Origin of the sequence: Nocardia brasiliensis (genome assembly GCF_042691675.1) — a bacterium.
In the GTDB taxonomy this organism is placed as follows: domain Bacteria; phylum Actinomycetota; class Actinomycetes; order Mycobacteriales; family Mycobacteriaceae; genus Nocardia; species Nocardia brasiliensis_D.
In genome coordinates this window covers 7746403-7760131 of record NZ_CP170507.1, presented here as the reverse complement: position 1 = coordinate 7760131, position 13729 = coordinate 7746403, and the positions used below count along the sequence as shown (strand labels likewise).

Here is a 13729-nt window from a genome sequence, read left to right as displayed (position 1 = left end):
CTCGGCGCATGCGCATGCTCTCCGTGATCGGCATCGGTGCGGGCGATCCCGACCAGGTGACGGTGCAGGCCATCAAGGCGATGCGCCGAGTCGATGTGTTCTTCGTCATCGGCAAGGGCGCGGACAAGCGTGAACTGGTCGAGGTGCGGGCCGCGATCCTGGCCGAGCACGTCGACCGGCCGTATCGGATCGTGGAGATCGCCGACCCGCCGCGCGACCGTGCCCCGGCCGACTACCAGGGGGTGGTCGAGGACTGGCACGAGCGACGCTCCGCGCTGCTGGAGGAAGCCTTTGCGCAGGTCGACGGGGTCGGCGGGATTCTGGTGTGGGGTGATCCCGCGCTGTACGACAGCACCCTGCGGATGATCGAACGGGTGCTGGCGCGCGGTGCGGTGCGCTTCGACTATGAGGTGATTCCCGGGGTCACCAGCGTGCAGGCACTGGCCGCTCGGCACCGCATGGTGTTGCACCGCATCGGTGAACCGGTGCACATCACCACGGGCAGGCGGTTGCGCGAGGACGGGTTCACCGGTTCCGCCGTGGTGATGCTGGACGGCGACTGCTCGTTCACCCAGGTCCCCGGCGACGACGTCCACATCTGGTGGGGCGCCTACCTGGGCATGCCGGACGAAACGCTGATCGAAGGCCCGCTGCGTGCAGTGGAGCAGCGGATCGTCGCCAGCCGCGACCGGCTGCGCGCCGAGAAGGGCTGGATCATGGACATCTACCTCCTGCGCCGGGGCAGATGACCTGCTCTTGTCGGGGGTGGCCGGTAGCCTGAACGGGTGCCCGAACTACCTGAAGTGGAGGCGCTGGCGCAGTTTCTGCGAGAACATGCCGTCGGCGCGGTGGTGGGGCGCGTGGATGTGGCGGCATTGAGCGCCGTCAAGACTTTCGATCCGCCGGTGACCGCGCTGTCCGGGCGGGATGTGACCGGGGCGGGGCGCTGGGGGAAGTTTCTCGGGATGGAATGCGGCGGGTTGTGGCTGATCACCCACCTGTCCCGGGGTGGCTGGCTGCGCTGGATCGACGAACCGAGTCAGACGCCGCCGAAGCCGGGCGGTAAGAGTCCGCTGGCGCTGCGGGTGCGTTTCTTCACCCCGGAGGGCGCGACGCCCGCCATCGATCTCACCGAGGCGGGGACCAAGAAACGGCTCGCGGTCTACATCGTCGACGATCCGAAGCTCGTGCCCGGCATCGCGCGGCTCGGGCCGGACGCGCTCGACGTGACCGAGGAACAGTTCACCGAGATCCTGCGCGGCACCTCGCAGCGGATCAAGACCGCGATCGTCGACCAGACGTTGCTGGCGGGCATCGGCAACGCCTACTCCGACGAAATCCTGCACACCGCACGCATCTCGCCCTTCGCCAATACCAAAACCCTTGCGGCGGACAAGGTTGCCGAGCTGTACGCGGCCATGCGTGCCGTATTGACCGACGCCGTGCGGCGGTCGGTCGGCCAGGACGCCGCCCGGCTGAAGGGCGAAAAGCGGTCCGGCCTGCAGGTGCATGCCCGCACCGGCATGCCGTGCCCGGTCTGCGGTGACACCGTCCGCGAGGTCTCCTACGCCGAGCGTTCTTTCCAGTACTGCCCGACCTGTCAGACCGGCGGCAAGATCCTCGCCGACCGGCGGATGTCGCGGCTGCTCAAATGATCGGCCCGGCCAACGTCGGCACGCGGATACCTTGCCAGGCAAAGCGTTTGGCCTTGTCCGGGTCGTGTTCCAGGCGAGTGGGCGCGTCGATGATCAGGGTGGTGCGGCGCGACTCGGTGTAGGCGGGCCAGGAGGGCAGTGGTGCCCCGGTCCGGGCGAAGGCCAGCCAGTTGTCCTGGAATTGGTGAGTGACGGCCCGCAGGCCACGACGGCCGCCCGCGGCGGTGATGGCGCGGCCGAACGGCGTCTCGCCCACGCCGAATACCGGGATCAGGTCGGCGGCGTGGGTGGCGCCGAGGCCCGCGAGATGTAGTGCGCGCGGGGCGAAGTCGTAGCGGTAGGCGTAGGTGGGGGCGTAGCGGCTGTGCCCGGCCATCGCGGTGACCGACGGCCGCCAGAAGACGAAGTCGCCACCGGCACGGACTGCGGCCCTCGGTGCCGGATAGCCGGGATATACCGCCGCGATCCGGGCTTCGGCGTCGTCGTCGGGCAGTGCGGCGCGCAGTCGCTCGGGTGTGGTCGGTAGCGAGTCGGCGAACTTCGCGAACAGCGTGCCTTCATCCCGGTTGGTGCCGATGATCAGTGGCACGCGATGCGCGTTGCCTTCGGTGATCGCATCGATCGGCGCCTGCGGGAGAAAGTCGCCGTCGACCATCGGCGCGACGGGGAACAGGCCACGTCGTTCGCGCAGCACCCGGTTGCTGGTGCGGTCGACGGCGCGCCGAATGTCGTTGGCACTGGCGGTGAGCAGCGCCTCGGCCGCCTGGTCCGGAGGCACGCCGAGCGCGTCGACGCAGCGCCTGGCGAACTGGCGGGCATCGTCGGCGGTCATCGCCCAGTCGGCCGGTGGACTCTGTGAAATCGCTTGGTGGAACATACCTTTCGAGGCAGGCGTGGCCAGCAAGCTGAGCACCGCGTGTGCGCCCGCCGACTCGCCGAAGATGGTGACGTTGCCGGGGTCACCGCCGAACGCGGCGATATTGGTGCGCACCCACTCCAGCGCGGCGACCTGATCGCGCAAGCCCAGGTTGGACTCGAAAGAATGCGCAGGCGTGGAGAATTCGCCGAAATCGACATACCCGAACGCGCCGAGCCGGTAATTCATCGACACCAGCACCGCATCGCCGCGCACCGCGAGCCGCCCGCCGGAATACAACCCGAGCGCGGAGGTGCCGGTGAGGTAGCCGCCGCCGTGGATGAACACCAGCACCGGGCGCGGTGTCGCCGAAGGCGTCGCGGGCACGGTGACATTCAGTGTCAGTGAGTCCTCGTGGGTCGGCTGGTACCGGCGCGGCCCGATCCGCGCGCCTGCCCGATGCTGCATGGCGGCGAAGCCGAACTCGGTGCTCTCCCGCACGCCCGCCCACGGCTTGACGGGTTGCGGTGCCCGAAACCGCAACTCGCCCACCGGCGGCGCGGCATAGGGGAGGGACCGCCAGCGCAACACGCGGTGGCCGCGACGACCGCGAACGACTCCGTCGGCGGTCTGGATATCTGTCGAAGCCACCATCCACCGATGGTACTTACGCGCGCCGTGTCTCCAACAGGCGTAACCAGAACTCGCTCACCGCGGGGAAAGCGGGCACCGCGTGCCACAGAGTTGCCAACGGCACCTTGCCGACCACCGCGATGGTCGCCGCGTGCAATTGTTCGCCCGCCTCGGGGCCGACGAAGGTGGCGCCGAGGAGAGTGTCGGTGGCCGTGTCGATGACCAGTTTGGCGTGCCCCGCGAAGTCGTTGCGCGCCAACGCGGATCCGGCCACCGCGATGTCGAGCTCCACCGTCTCGACCGCGTGACCCGCGTCGCGGGCCGCCGCTTCGGTCAATCCGACGGACGCGACCTCGGGCGCGGTGTACACCACCTGCGGGACCTGTCCGTGGTCGGCACTGGCGGTGAACCGGGCGTCGGTGAGCGGCCTGCCCGTCGCGCGGGCCGCGATCACGTCGCCACACACCCTGGCCTGGTATTTACCCATGTGTGTCAGGGCGGCACGATGGTTGAGATCGCCGACGCAGTACAACCATTCGCCTGCTACCTCGCGCACGGTCAGGTGATCGTCGACCTGCACGTAGCCGTCCGGCAGGCCGACGGCTGCGAGACCGAGTCCTTCGGTGGCCGGAGTGCGTCCGGCCGCCACGATGATCTCGTCGGCCTCGAGCTCGGTATCGCCCTGGTCGCCGTGCAGCCGCACGGTGACCGGACCGCCGTGGATCCGGCCTTCGCCGGTGTTCTTGGCGTCGGGCCGGTCCACGCTCCTGGGTTCGGTGCCGAACAGGACGCGGACGCCGCGCTCCGTCAGCGCCGCGACCACTCGTTCGCTCGCGAAGGGTTCGGCCGAGGCGAGCACCCTGGCGCCGCGCACGACCATGCTGACTTCGGCGCCGAGCGCGGCCAGCCAGGTCGCCGCCTCGCACGCCACCACGCCACCGCCGATGATCACCACACGATGGGGGACCTCGTGCAGGTTGGTGACGTCGCGGGAAGTCCACGGCAGCGCGGCGCGCAGGCCGGGCACTTCCGGGATACTCGCGCGGGTGCCGGTGGCCAGCACCACCGCGTGCTCGGCGCGCAACACCTGCCCGTCGACCTCGACCTGGCGTTCACCGGTGAGCCGCCCGGTGCCGCGGACGATATCGATGCGTTTGTCGCTGGCCCATTTCACCTGCGAGCCGTCGTCATGGTTATCGACGAAGGAGTCGCGGCGTCGCAACACGGCCTCGACATCGAGACCGGTCGCGGTGATGCCGTCCATGGCCCGCGCGCCCGCCAGCACATGGCCGGGCCGCAGCAGGGCCTTGCTCGGGATGCAGGCCCAGTAGGAACATTCGCCGCCGACGAGTTCGCGTTCCACGATCACCGCGGTGCGGTCGCTCCCGGCGATGGCGTAGGCGGCGGCGTTCTCCCCGGCCGGTCCGCCACCGATCACGATGACGTCGTATACGGCAGGCGTGCGGCCTCGCGCATTCGCGGCTCGCAAGCGCTCTGTGCGGCCTCGCGCATTCGCGGCTTGCGAGCGCTCTGTGCGGCCTCGCGCGTTCGCGGCTTGCAAGCGCTCTGTGCGGCCTCGCGCGTTCGCGGCTCGCGAGCGCTCTGTGCTCGGCATGGCGGCGGCTACTGCAGGTAGCCCTCGACCTGCCCGGGGGAACTCGGTTCCGCGGTGTCCGGCGACTCGCCCTGGTCGATCCGCGCCCGGCGGTGTCGCAGCAGATCCCACGCCTGGTCCAGCATCACCTCGAGCTCGGCGAGCTGCTGGCGCTCCGTCTTGGGGTCCAGCTCACCCTTGCTCGCCTGCGCACGAAGCTCGTGCTCCTGGTCGACCAGTGCTTTGATGCGGGCCAAAACGTCCTGTTCGGTCATGTCGACCATGCTACGGCCGCGCCAGGCACGCGGCGGCGATCGGCACGGCCGTGGCCAGGTCCGGCCAGGACAGCGCGGTGTAGCCGAGTGCGACGCCGAAGTGGTGGCGGCGCGGGCCGAGATGATGCCGCGACAGGGGGTCGAGCGCGACGCCCCGCGCTCGGGCCTCGGCCACGCCGCGTTCCTCCGCCGCGGCCGAGGCGAGCGGCACCACCACATGTGAACCGGCGTCGTCGCCGAGCACGTCGAGTCCGCGGCGGCGCAGCTCCGACACCACCAGCGCCCGGCGCGGCGGCAGGGCGCGGCGCAGGCGGCGCAGATGCCTGGCCAGATCGCCATGGGTGGCCAGCGACACGAACACCTGCTGGCCCGCCGGGCTCGGACTGGTCCCGGTGCGGTGCCGATACGCGACGATGGCGTCCGTGATCTCCGGCGCGGCGACCAGCCAGCCGACACCTAGGCTCGGCGACAGAATTTTGCTCGTGGTGCCCAGATGCACGACCACGTCCGGTGCCATGGCGGCCAGTAGGGGCAATGGCACTGTGTCATAACGTAATTCACCGTCGTAGTCATCTTCGATGATGAGCAGTCGGGCTTGTCGCGCGTGCTCGACCAGCTCGACCCGGCGCGCGGCGGGCAGTCGAGCGCCCAGCGGGAACTGGTGTGCCGGTGTGCAATACACGGCCTTGATGTTCGGCGGCAGCAGGTCGACGCGGAGTCCGTGCGCGTCGACCGGGACGGGCAGTACCCGGACGCCCGCCGCCGCGAAAGCGCCTGCGGCGCGGTTATATCCGGGGTCCTCCATCGCGACCGCGTCCCCCGGACGCAGCAGCGCGGCGGCGAGTTCGCTCACTGCCGAACTGGTTCCGGCCGTAGCGATCGGCACCGTCTCGCTGCCCGCGCCGAGACCGCGATGCCGGAGCAGATGCTCGACGACCGCCGCGCGGAACTCCGGCTCGCCCGCGCGGTCCTTGCGGACCAGCGGGGAAAGATCGGCGGCAACTCGCCAGGCGCGCCGCCAGGCAGGCCGATCGATGGCCTCGGCGCACGGCGCGCCGGGTTCCAGGTCGAGGAGTGCGGGGCCGTCGCCCGCGCCGTGCCGCGGCACCGACCGCGTCGGTGCGGCGGGCGGTGTGGTGGTCAGGTAGGTGCCCGAGCCGCGCTTGCCGCTGATCCAGCCCTCGGCGTGCAACTGATCGAAGGCGGCGGCCACGACGGTGCGGCTCACGCCGAGCCGTTCGGCGAGAGAACGCGACGACGGTAACCGGTCGCCGCCGCGCAGCAGCCCATTGCTGGCCGCGGCCCGCAGACCGTCGGCGACCTGCACCGACAGCGGCTCCGGCCGCCCTCGGTCGAGGGCGAGGGGTAGTTCGTCGAGCACCGATCACCTCACGAATGGACTGTGCGAATTTCGCTGAATTGGCACTTTGATAATGCCACTCGGCAGCCGATTCTGAACCTATGAACGGATCAGCCACCTCGCGGCCCGCACTCTCGCCGACCTCGCGCAGCACGCTCACCCGGTCGAAGGAACGAGCGCGCAGTAACCGGGCCGACCTGGACGCGGTCCTCGACGCCGGTCTGGTCTGCCACCTCGGCGTGCTGCTCGGCGGCGCGCCGGTCGTGCTGCCCACCATTTACGGACGCGACGGCGACACCCTCTACTTGCACGGGTCGACCGGCGCGGGCAACCTGCGCGCGGCCATCGCCGGTGCTGTCTCGGTCGCGGTCACCCTGGTGGACGGCATCGTCTACGCCCGATCGGCAATGCATTTCTCGATGAACTTCCGCTCCGCCGTGGTGCACGGCCAGGCGGTGGAGATCACCGACCCCGCGCTGCGTTTGCATGCCCTCGAGGTGATCACCGAACACGCCGCGCCTGGTGCCTGGTCGCGGGTGCGCCTGCCGAACAAGAAGGAGTTGGCTGCCACCATGGTGCTCGCGCTGGACCTCACCGAGGCCTCGGTAAAGGTCCGGGCGGGTGGCCCCAACGACGACCCGGCGGACATCGAGAACGGCGGCGTGTGGGCGGGTGTGCTGCCGGTGCGCCAGGTATGGGGTGACCCGGTCGCCGCCGCCGACCTCGAGCCGGACATCGCGGTGCCGGTAGACGTACTCGACCGCGCCGCACCCGATCTCGTCCCGGTGCGGTGAGCTCGCGGTGGGGTGGGCGGTGTGCCGCCGTTCACCACCGGCGCGCGGGGATACCGTGAGCGCGGAGCACCTGCTGTGCCAAATCCGCTAGCGCGGTGGATGATTCGATCCGCATCGGGTCGAGACCGACCAGCGACAGGAGATAGTCGTCGGCGAGACGGCAGAGATAGCCGGACAGGCGGGTCCTCGGCAGTCGGGCGGCGGTGAGGCCGGGATGGATGGCCCGGGCGGCGACGCCGAGGCACCGGTGCGGGCCCAGGGTCCGCAAGGTGGCAGGCAGGGTTCCGATGTTGGAGCACAGGATGTCTCGCTCGCCCGCGCCCTTGGACAAGGTGTAGGCCAAGCGGTCGGGGATCACCTGGAGCAGTTCCTCGGGCATGCCGCCGGGGCTGGACATGCGGTGCTCGTAGGCGGCCCGTGACTTCTCCCGGATCGTCGCGGGCGTGTCGGTGCGGTCGATGGTGATGTCGGTCATCGCGAGATCGTTGTCGACCCGTGGTTCGTCGCGGGTGTCGACCGGCAGGCTGGCGTCGATCGTCTCGTGCTGGAAGCCACTGGCCCACAGCATGTTCGCGATCAACGAGATGAACAGGCTATTGGCGGTACCGTCCCGGACGGCGGCCGCCCGGTCCCATTCGGCCACGGAACATTGCAGTATCGCGCTGGGCGTCACCACGGACGGCTCGTCGATGACTTCGCGAACTGCCGGTTGCCTTGGCCGCTCGGGAATATCGCGCCGCAACGCTCGTGCGGTGCCACCCACCACGAGTGCCCACTGCCGTCGGGCATCGGCCCAGTCCGATGCGGGTGCGGCGGAGGCGGTGGTCGCCGAGGTTCCGCCGAGTGCGTGGTCCACCGCGAGCACCAGCGCTCGACCGTCGGCCAACGCATGCGAACAGGTCAGGGAGACAAGCGAACCGCCGTCGTCCAGGGCGGTGGCGGACAGCCGCCAGCCGGGACCGTACTCGGGATCGAGGCCGCCGCCCTGTGCGTCGGCCCAGGCCAGCAGCGCGGTGGTGGGAATCGGCTGGTCGGTGAGCGTGAGCGGGTATGCGCGGGTGCTCGGCTGCCAGGCGCGCCGGGCGCCCGGCACTCGTGACCGAATCACCCGCCGTCCCAACGGCCCGGTGCGCAGCGCCGTGTGGACCGCGCGCAACAGCTGGAGGTCGATACGGTCGGCGGTGCGCCACAAGCCTTGTAGCGCAATGGGAGTGCCGAGGCCGCGGTGGGTGCGCAGGAAGATTTCGTCGACGACACTCAACCGGCCCATCGGGCGCACGGCTACACCCCGCTCTCGACCGTGTTCGACGGCGCTGCGCCGGTGGGTGATTCGCGATGCCGGTTCACGCCTGCGTGCCGTGGCGACCCGCGCCGGCGGCGAACCGCTTGGCTCCGTCGAGGGCGCCGTGGGTGAGGGCGGTGATGCCGTGCCGCAGCTCGTTGCGCAGCGCGGCCTCCTCGTCCATGCCGTCCTGCTCCAGCAGCGACATGCGGTCCGAGCGCAGGCAGGCTTGCGGCAGGGCGGCGAGCTCCGCGGCGAGTTGTTCCGCGGCACGGCGGGCGTCGCCGGTCGGGACGACACGGTTCACCAAACCCATCTGGAGTGCTTCGGTCGCGCCGACGGGGCGGCCGGTGAGCACCATGTCCATGGCGCGGCCGGTGCCGATGATCCGTGGCAGGCGCAATGTGCCGCCGTCGATGAGCGGCACCCCCCAGCGGCGGCAGAACACGCCGAAGGTGCTGTCCTGCTCGGCAACTCGCAGATCACACCACAGCGCTAGCTCGAGTCCGCCGGCCACCGCGTACCCGGAGACGGCGGCGATCACGGGTTTGGACAGCCGCATCCGGGTGGGGCCCATCGGGCCGTCGCCGTCCTCGGTGACCTGATTGGACCGCTCGGTGCCGAGGCTCTTGAGGTCGGCGCCCGCGCAGAAGGTGCCGCCGTCGCCCCACAGCACGGCCACCGCCGCGTCGGGGTCGGCATCGAACTCGCGGAAGGCGTCGGCCAGTGCCGCCGCGGTCGGGCCGTCGACCGCGTTGCGTGCCTCGGGGCGATGCAGGATCACGGTGGTCACCGGCCCGGTGCGTTCGATTCGTACAGTCATGGCCCGAACATACGCCGTAAAACCCCTCTTGTGGCAAGAAATGAATTCATGGTTCACTTCTTGGGTGGCCTACCGCAGAACTCCCGCCGTACAGGCCCGCCTGGACGCGCAGGCGGGGCTGATCGTGCAGGCCGCGACCAAGGTTTTGTCCAGGGCGGGATACGCCGGGCTGTCCATGGCGGCGGTCGCCGCCGAGGCGGGCTTGGCCACCGGGACCGTCTACAAGAATTTCGCGGGCAAAACCGAACTGGTCAGCGCGGTGTTCCGGAAGGTGGTCGGCCGCGAGGTCGCCGCCGTGGTCGCCGCGAGCGCCACCGGCACGGCGGTCGAGCGGGTGAGCGCCGCGGTGGAGACCTTCGCCGGACGTGCGCTGAAGAATCCGAAACTCGCCTACGTGCTCCTCGTCGAGCCGGTGGATACCGTGGTCGACGCGGAACGGCTGCATTTTCGCCGTGCGTTCGCCGAAGCCTTCGAATCGGCTGTGGCCCAGGGTGTATCGAGTGGCGAGCTGCCCGCGCAGGACCCCCGGACCACGGCGGCCGCCATGGTCGGGGCGATCGGTGAGGTCCTGGTCGGACCGCTCGCCGCCGCGCCGCACAGCGAATCCGTTGTCCCCGAACTCATTACCTTCGCCTTACGCGCACTCGGTTTGCGCGCGGAATCGAGCACGATCGCTCGGCAGGAATCAGGAGTGTCCGATGCAGACGCATGAAGTCTTCAACCAGGTGCCGGATATCGCGCCGTTCGACGTCTCGCGCAATCCCGCGCTGCTCGAGGGGCTGCACCGCGAGGGCGCGGGCTGGGCCGAAGCCGAAGTGCGTGAACTCGGTGTGCTGGCGGGCGGATCCGCGGCCCAGGAGTGGGGACGCCTGGCCAACGAGTATCCGCCGGTGCTGCACACGCACGACCGGTACGGCCATCGGATCGATGAGGTCGAGTTCCACCCGCACTGGCACGACTTGATGAATGTCGCTGTGTCCCACGGCTTGCACGGTGCGCCGTGGTTGGACGATCGGCCCGGCGCGCACGTCGCCCGCGCGGCCAAGTTCTACGTCTGGGGTGCCGCCGACGCGGGGCACATGTGCCCGATCTCGATGACCTACGCGGTGGTTCCGGCCTTGCGGCACAACAAGGAACTGTCGGCGAAATACGAACCGCTGCTCGGCTCCCGCGTCTACGACTTCGGTCTGCGTGCGCCGTCATCGAAGGCGGGCCTGATCGCCGGCATGTCGATGACCGAGAAACAGGGCGGCTCCGACGTCCGCGCCAACACCACGACAGCGACGCCGCAACCCGACGGTTCGTACCGGATCGTCGGGCACAAGTGGTTCACCTCGGCGCCGATGTCGGACATGTTCCTCACGCTGGCGCAGGCGCCTGGCGGCCTGTCCTGTTTCCTGTTGACCCGGGTGCTGCCGGACGGCACGCGCAATCCCATTCGCATCCAACGGCTCAAGGACAAGCTGGGCAACAAGTCCAACGCCTCCTCCGAAATCGAATACGAGAATGCCACCGGCTGGCTCGTCGGCGCGGAGGGTGCGGGCGTCAAAACCATCATCGAGATGGTGAATATGACTCGGCTGGACTGTGTGATCGGTTCGGCCACCGGCATGCGCACCGGTGTAGTGTTCGCCGCGCATCACGCCCGGCACCGGGAAGCGTTCGGCGCCAAGCTGATCGACCAGCCTGCCATGCGGAATGTGCTGGCGGATCTGGTGATCGAATCCGACGCCGCCACCACCGTGATGATGCGGCTTGCCGGTGCCACCGACCGTGCGACAAGAGATCCGGCCGAGGCCGCGCTGCGGCGAATCGCGTTGGCGGTCACCAAGTATTGGGTGTGCAAGCGGGCTCCGTCGCATGCGGCGGAGGCGCTGGAATGCTTCGGCGGCAATGGTTATGCCGAGGAGTCGGGCATGCCCCGGCTTTATCGCGAGGCGCCGCTGATGTCGATTTGGGAGGGTTCGGGCAATGTCGCGGCCTTGGACGCGTTGCGCGCCATGGGGCGGCAGCCGGAGACCGTCGAAGCCTATTTCAACGAGGTTTCGCTGGCGCGCGGCGAGAATCCACGGCTGGACGACGCGATCACCCGGGTCGGCAAGGAACTGTCGGACCTGAGCGACATCGAATACCGCGCCCGTCGCATCGTCGAACTCATGGCGCTCGTGCTGCAGGGTGCGCAGCTGGTGCGGCATGGTCACCCGGCGGTCGCCGACGCGTTCTGTGCCAGCAGGCTCGGCGACGACTGGGGCATCGCCTTCGGCACGCTGCCCACCGGTGTTGACACCGGTGCGATCCTGGAGCGCGCATTGCTCTGAGTTTGTTGCGCAGCACTGGTCGGTAGCCGGAATCGACTGGACAGCAGGAGATACAGCAGTCGGCCCGGCACATCGGTTGATCTTGGTATCGACATATGGCCGGGCCGACGATAGCCCCGGGTCTGGCGAAACCTGCTCGAGTTGAACATTTTTATACGTCGTCTCCTCAGTTTTATGGCGTATCAATACATTTGGACGTCGGCGTGCGCTGGCGGGTAGGCCGTGACATGAACGGCTGACCAGAAGATACGAAAGGTATTCGCGCATAATATTTATGGCCGCGCTTGCCGATAGCCCGAAGATATCCGGTCTCGCCATTCCTTTCCCCAGTCCTGTCTCCAGTCGAGTTGACCGCCGGTATGTGGTTCTACTTGGTCATGAAACCCACACAAATACGGGCGGGACGTAATACCGCCTTCGCGTTAATTGCCGTTGCGGCAATGATGTTCGCGTCTGGTCCTGGTGCCAGCAGCCAGCCGCCTGCGGGTTCCGACCTGTCGGCCGTGCCGAAAGAGGTGCTGACGGATCCGCAGGGCGCCGTTCAGCAGGTAGTGCCCAAAGAGCCGGTCCCGGTTCCGGCGGGAACACCGAAGGAAGCCCCCGCCGTCGCGCAAGCGCACGCGGGCGCAGTAGAGAAGGTCTTCGGCGGAAATGGCGATACCGCGGGCGACCTCGTCGTGGAATCCGTGTTCCCAGTCGGTGGTGGGTCCACGGTTCGTCTGCGTCAGGAGATCGACAAGGTGCCGGTGTTCGGCGCATCGGCGGCGCAGTCGCTGGCCCCCGACGGTTCGCTCATCTCGGTGACCGGTGCACTGTCCAAGAAGTCGCAGGGCAAGTACACGACGACTACGCCGGCCGAAGAGGTAAAGGCGACCGCGCTGAAAAAGGTGGTCGAACAGAGCAAGATGCCGGCCGACAAGCTGACCGTCGCCGAGGTGAAGGCCTACTGGTACGACGCGAAGCTGGCCGCCAAGGGTGAGGCGGAAAGCGTTGCGGTCCCGGCTTACAAGGTCGAGATCGACGGCGTTATCGAGAAGGACGAGCCCGCTGAGTGGATCGTGTTCATCGACGCCAACAACACCGGCAAGGTGCTGGACAGCTGGAGCGAGACCAAGCACCTCAACCGTGTGGTGTGCGATAACGCGAACCGGCGCATCGACCCCAGCCGGGCCGGGTGCGGTACCGGGACCCTGCGGTCCACCAGGTCCGAGGGCCAGCCGCCGGTCGGTATCAAGGACGTCGACGACATCTACACCTACCTGGGCAACACCGATGCGTTCTACGCGCGCTACACCGGGCTGAAGGACCTGACCGCACTCATCGGCTCCGACACCGGGGACGGCAAGGGCCGAGCACTGCGCGCGACCGTCCGTCTCTGCACCCCCACCGCGTGCCCGTACCGGAATGCCTTCTGGTCCGGCAGTTACATGGCCTACGGCGAGGGCCTCACCACCGAGGACATCACCGGACATGAACTCACGCACGGCGTGACACAGCGGACCAACGGTCTCGTCTACCGCAATGAGCCCGGTGCGATCAACGAATCCATGTCGGATATCTTCGGCGAGCTCACCTTCCTGGTGAACACCAGCAACCCGTGCAACACTCCGGCCAATCGGTGGAAGCTCGGTGCCTGCAGTGCCATCGGCGTCATCCGGGATATGAAGAACCCGAACGCCTACCAGGATCCCGACACGTATCGGGGACGCTACTGGTACACCGGTACCGGCGACAATGGCGGTGTCCACATCAACAGCGGCGTCGGCAACAAGACCGCGCAGCTGATGGTCGACGGCGGCAGCCTCAACGGCGTGAACGTCACCGCGATCGGCCTCGAGAAGACCGCCGCGCTGTACTGGACGACGCAGACAATGTTGTCGTCCAATTCCAACTACGCGGCATTGTCCAGCGCGCTGAAGAACGCGTGCAACACCAATGTCCGGAACGGGACCGCCGGGACGACGGCTGCTGACTGTGTCCAGGTGGCCAATGCCACCCAGGCCACCAGGTTGCCGCAACTCCAGGCCCGCACCTGATAATTACCGGTAAACCGGACGTCTCACCGTGCCCGCCTCGGGCTCGGTGAGATGTCTTTGTCCGGACGCGGTGATCATGCCGGGTGGCGATGGGTTTCAGCTC

General features: G+C 68.5%; 12 protein-coding genes. 6 read left to right on the top strand and 6 right to left on the bottom strand.

All coding sequences use genetic code 11. The features are described 5' to 3' along the window. Nucleotides 1-8 precede the first annotated feature (8 nt). A complete protein-coding gene (gene cobF / locus ACFK0J_RS35805) occupies nt 9-749 on the top strand; it encodes a precorrin-6A synthase (deacetylating) (protein WP_378734125.1) in 741 nt (246 codons plus the stop codon). Nucleotides 750-785: 36 nt separating this feature from the next. Continuing rightward, nucleotides 786-1655 (top strand): Fpg/Nei family DNA glycosylase, encoded by an 870-nt coding sequence (locus ACFK0J_RS35800; protein ID WP_378734124.1) that lies wholly within the window; start codon nt 786-788, stop codon nt 1653-1655. Here the strand turns inward: ACFK0J_RS35800 and ACFK0J_RS35795 are convergent. The 4 genes from ACFK0J_RS35795 to ACFK0J_RS35780 all read right to left on the bottom strand — a co-directional run bounded on the left by ACFK0J_RS35795 (nt 1648) and on the right by ACFK0J_RS35780 (nt 6394). Further along, nucleotides 1648-3165, bottom strand: coding sequence for a carboxylesterase/lipase family protein (locus tag ACFK0J_RS35795; protein WP_378734123.1), 1518 nt, complete (start codon nt 3163-3165; stop codon nt 1648-1650). The two genes, ACFK0J_RS35800 and ACFK0J_RS35795, sit on opposite strands and share 8 nt — an antisense overlap. A 13-nt stretch (nt 3166-3178) precedes the next feature. After that, nucleotides 3179-4582: a dihydrolipoyl dehydrogenase family protein gene (locus ACFK0J_RS35790; protein WP_378734122.1), complete on the bottom strand. Its 1404-nt coding sequence runs from the start codon at nt 4580-4582 to the stop codon at nt 3179-3181. A 185-nt stretch (nt 4583-4767) separates the two neighbouring features. Continuing rightward, nucleotides 4768-5013: a DUF2630 family protein gene (locus ACFK0J_RS35785; protein WP_218471756.1), complete on the bottom strand. Its 246-nt coding sequence runs from the start codon at nt 5011-5013 to the stop codon at nt 4768-4770. A gap of 10 nt (nt 5014-5023) precedes the next feature. Beyond that, nucleotides 5024-6394, bottom strand: a complete 1371-nt coding sequence (locus ACFK0J_RS35780) for a PLP-dependent aminotransferase family protein (RefSeq protein ID WP_378734121.1) — start codon at nt 6392-6394, stop codon at nt 5024-5026. An 80-nt stretch (nt 6395-6474) separates the two neighbouring features. Here ACFK0J_RS35780 and ACFK0J_RS35775 point away from each other — a divergent pair, with 80 nt between their 5' ends. Next, a complete protein-coding gene (locus tag ACFK0J_RS35775; RefSeq protein ID WP_378734119.1) occupies nt 6475-7167 on the top strand; it encodes a pyridoxamine 5'-phosphate oxidase family protein in 693 nt (230 codons plus the stop codon). Between the two features lie 31 nt (nt 7168-7198). Here the strand turns inward: ACFK0J_RS35775 and ACFK0J_RS35770 are convergent, their stop codons facing one another. Next, nucleotides 7199-8437, bottom strand: coding sequence for a hypothetical protein (locus tag ACFK0J_RS35770; RefSeq protein ID WP_378743260.1), 1239 nt, complete (start codon nt 8435-8437; stop codon nt 7199-7201). Nucleotides 8438-8510: 73 nt separating this feature from the next. After that, nucleotides 8511-9272, bottom strand: a complete 762-nt coding sequence (locus ACFK0J_RS35765; RefSeq protein WP_378734118.1) for a crotonase/enoyl-CoA hydratase family protein — start codon at nt 9270-9272, stop codon at nt 8511-8513. A 64-nt stretch (nt 9273-9336) separates the two neighbouring features. Here ACFK0J_RS35765 and ACFK0J_RS35760 point away from each other — a divergent pair, with 64 nt between their 5' ends. The 3 genes from ACFK0J_RS35760 to ACFK0J_RS35750 all read left to right on the top strand — a co-directional run bounded on the left by ACFK0J_RS35760 (nt 9337) and on the right by ACFK0J_RS35750 (nt 13626). Continuing rightward, the gene (locus tag ACFK0J_RS35760; protein ID WP_378734117.1) at nt 9337-9984 is read left to right on the top strand and encodes a TetR/AcrR family transcriptional regulator; all 648 of its coding nucleotides are present in this window, start codon (nt 9337-9339) and stop codon (nt 9982-9984) included. Next, a complete protein-coding gene (locus ACFK0J_RS35755) occupies nt 9971-11590 on the top strand; it encodes an acyl-CoA dehydrogenase family protein (RefSeq protein ID WP_378734116.1) in 1620 nt (539 codons plus the stop codon). The genes ACFK0J_RS35760 and ACFK0J_RS35755 overlap by 14 nt, the downstream gene beginning before the upstream one ends. Before the next feature lie 440 nt (nt 11591-12030). Further along, the gene (locus ACFK0J_RS35750) at nt 12031-13626 is read left to right on the top strand and encodes a M4 family metallopeptidase (protein ID WP_378734115.1); all 1596 of its coding nucleotides are present in this window, start codon (nt 12031-12033) and stop codon (nt 13624-13626) included. Nucleotides 13627-13729: the final 103 nt, after the last annotated feature.